Annotated in this window: 4 protein-coding genes; 1 reads left to right on the plus strand and 3 read right to left on the minus strand. The window is 42.4% G+C overall.

Features of this window, described 5'->3' with window-relative positions; translation table 11 throughout:
* Positions 1-332 precede the first annotated feature (332 nt).
* The 3 genes from CK510_RS28255 to CK510_RS28265 form a co-directional block, all read right to left on the minus strand.
* Positions 333-986, minus strand: coding sequence for a hypothetical protein (locus tag CK510_RS28255; RefSeq protein WP_095724806.1), 654 nt, complete (start codon positions 984-986; stop codon positions 333-335).
* A gap of 259 nt (positions 987-1,245) precedes the next feature.
* Positions 1,246-1,680 (minus strand): hypothetical protein, encoded by a 435-nt coding sequence (locus CK510_RS28260; protein WP_095724807.1) that lies wholly within the window; start codon positions 1,678-1,680, stop codon positions 1,246-1,248.
* A 100-nt stretch (positions 1,681-1,780) separates the two neighbouring features.
* Positions 1,781-2,419 carry a hypothetical protein gene (locus CK510_RS28265; protein ID WP_095724808.1) on the minus strand — a complete coding sequence of 213 codons (639 nt, stop codon included), beginning with the start codon at positions 2,417-2,419 and terminating at the stop codon, positions 1,781-1,783.
* A 214-nt stretch (positions 2,420-2,633) separates the two neighbouring features.
* Here CK510_RS28265 and CK510_RS28270 point away from each other — a divergent pair, with 214 nt between their 5' ends.
* Entirely contained in the window at positions 2,634-3,251 is a 618-nt protein-coding gene (locus CK510_RS28270; RefSeq protein WP_095724809.1) for a precorrin-8X methylmutase, read from the plus strand.
* Positions 3,252-3,320: the final 69 nt, after the last annotated feature.

Below are 3,320 nucleotides of genomic sequence, written 5' to 3' on the forward strand. Positions count from 1 at the left end.
CATGGGAAACAGTTCGACCTTCTCGACATGATTTTAGTATGAATTTTTATGACCCAAAAAACTACAAAGTCAACAGCCTAGCTCCAGCCTGGTAACGCGCTTTTGGAGGCTCTGCCTCCAGTTAGATTTGAGGCAGAGCCTCAATCGCTGCATTCCTTGCCAGAGGCAAGGAACGAGGAAAATGGGGTTCGACCCATCATTAATTCGCCAACAACATCCTTACTAAGGGGAGATGCTTAATAAATATTAGGTTTGGCAGATAAAAAGTATAATCCTTAACCGTTTTTAGTATAAAATCTAAAATCCAAAATCCAAAATCTAAAATCCATAATCTATCTTCCAGGGATACGAACTGGTGCTTCGAGGGATAAAACATAAACGCTATTTTGGGGGATTTGGACGACGCGGGTATTTTCAGGCGATCGCAATCCGGAAACCAATCCAATCAAGCTTCCACCCATTGCTCCACGGTCAAATTGTTCTGGGTCGCCACCTGAGGCAAAACCAAGGGCACTACCGCCGATTCTGCCCCAAATTGAACCGTTTTCAACTGCTTTATCGTTGGCGCGTTTGTGGGTAATTGTTGTACCGGGAATTATTTGGCTGGAAGCGTTAATTGGTACAATTCGACCGTTGATAACTATTGATTGGGCAATAATTTTGACACCACCTTTTGTTGGTTTCAGCACAATGGTTACTGGTGTATTTTCAGGTGCGATCGCATTACCTTGGCTATCTTTAATGGCGCTGGAAAGGGGTACTGTGACCGGGAATTCTTGTTTTTGACCAGCGTCTACATTGATGGCTGCGGGGAAAGAAACAATGATGGCAGTGTCTTGGGGAATGGTAATTTCTGGTGCAGTTGCTTGGGTTTGTGAAGGTACAATTGGTTGAGTTTTTGGTGTAGTTTGAGCATAACTAGGTAATGCAACTGTGGTGAATAGGGAAACGGAAGCAACTAAGCCGACAATCATCTTTGCGTTCATGGTTTTTATCCTTGTTGGGTGGAGTGTTTTGTTTTGTTTGCTTTCACTCCTTCATATGTCGGTTGAGATAGTTTTATGCACTGTTTTGGGATTTCTCAAAAATAAAATATCCCAACTATAGTGCTTCCCGTTTGGATGCAATACCAATACAAATTAGGGCAAACAACCATTTGCCCTGATTTGTATTTTCGCAAACTGTATTTAACTAAGACGAGAACCGATGTAATAAATAATACAGGAACCTAGGGAAACCCTACCCCTACTGGTTTCGTAAAAACCATTGCCAGCCGGAAACACCATTATGGTTCGGATATTCGGGATATTCTTGATTGTCATCAAAGGTATAATTGGAGCCATTTCTGGGTTCGTTGACGCGAATTTTGATATCGCGACAGAAACCTTCCACATCAATGGAGATTTCATTAGATTGATACGGACGTAAAATGCGATCGCGAATTAATCTGCGGTTAGTATCTGTATTCCGAGTCGAATATCTCTCCTGATTTTGTTTGCTTGGTAAGCATCGTACTCGCACAACAGTTTGAGCTTGTCCATCGTCGAGTCTGTTATCAAGTAAGTATGGAAATGCAGGTTCTCTACGAGGTTCCCTTTTTATAGATTGAGCATGGGAATGAGTTGCTGTGAGTAACAACAAAACAATCCCAAGTGTAATTATTTGTGGTGAATTTTTCATCCTTGAACCTGGTAGTAATTATAGCAGTTTTCATCTGAATGAAATACGCTTATCTTCCTCCCCTTCCCAGAATAGGGAAGGGGTTGGGGGTTAGGTCAAATTATTTATCTTGAATAAGTTGATTAACTTGCTGTCCACGACGACCAGTTTTAATGTCATAACGACGAGTTAAATTATCTTGATAGTTCATATCTCTTGCCGCAGCAGAATTTACAAATGCGTCACAATTTTTACCTTTAACCACAGTCGAAGAGTTGCTGTTAGTTTTTTCGCTATTATTTGTCTTTTTGTCACTCGATTGACTTTGTTGCTGGCTGCCTTGGCTGCTACCGTTACCACTGACGCTAACGATACCCAAGAAGCTACCACCACCACCACCACCATCGTTATGGCTTTTTGATGAGTTTGAACGGCTAGAAGTTGAATTTGCACTGGCAATATCGCTAGAATTTGCACGAGTATTATTACCCAAACCGACATCAGTACATAAAGCACGGGGGTCATTTGCTAGGGTTTTTTGGTCAACCCAAGATTGATGATCGCCTAAACCTTGAATTTCGCCATTTCCTACAGGTGCATTCGTTGCAGGGGTACTCTGAGTATTACCTGCGGGTTGGGTATTCGCAGGTTTAAAAACACCACCAGAACCACTTGTGAAGGGACCAGCTTGTGCAGGAATCGAAGTGGAAAGAAGTGCAGCAGCAGCGAGAAAAGAACCAGTGAGGGTGCGAAGTTTCATGTTAAGCTCCAGTTTAATTTACAGAGTGAGTTTATTGTTACTTGGGTTTCTCAACCCCTTCAATCACTCATATGTCGCACTTCACTGGTTTATGCAGGCTGATTTTAAAAAAATTCAAAATCGTTGTGCGATACGCCTTTGAGATTAAGCTCAACTTTTCGCAAAATGCCAAAATAGTATAAGCTGAATGCTGTTGACTGACAGCAGAACCGCAATGGAATGGCACGTAACTGACGCTCAAAGTTTGGCGATTATCGATCGAGAAATTGGTGAACATGTTTTTTCTCCCGCAGAGTATGAGATTGTACGACGGGTTATTTACGCTACAGCAGACTTTGAATATAAGTCTTTGCTACATTTCTCAGAACGTGCTTTACAAGCAGCTGCTGCGGCTTTGGCTGCCCGTAGTACTATCATTGTCGATGTGCCGATGGTACAGGTTGGTATTTCTAATGATATCCAAAACACTTTTGCGAATCAGGTGTTTTGTAGTTTTGATGCAGCGACAACACCTCAAGATAGGAAGACTCGTGTGGCTTGGGGTACAGAAATGCTTGCTAAACGCTACCCAGAGGGTATTTTTGTGGTTGGACAAGCACAAACTGCTCTTTCCATGTTGGTGGAGTTAATTGAGGCAGAAGAAATTAAACCTGCTTTGATTATTGCAACCCCTCCTGGGTTTGTGAATGTTGAGACTGCGAAGGAAAGGTTACGGGATTCGCTAATTCCGAATATTATTATTGAAGGTAGGAAGGGGAATGCGGTGGTTGCATCTGCTGTTGTTGATGGGTTGATTGATTTGGCTTGGCAAGCTTATGGGCAAGAAGGTTAATCCCATAATCCCATACGATAACATACCTCCCCTTAGTAAGGGGAGGTGCCACAGGCGGTGGGGTTATTT

The organism is Brunnivagina elsteri CCALA 953 (genome assembly GCF_002289455.1).
GTDB classification, from domain to species: domain Bacteria; phylum Cyanobacteriota; class Cyanobacteriia; order Cyanobacteriales; family Nostocaceae; genus Brunnivagina; species Brunnivagina elsteri.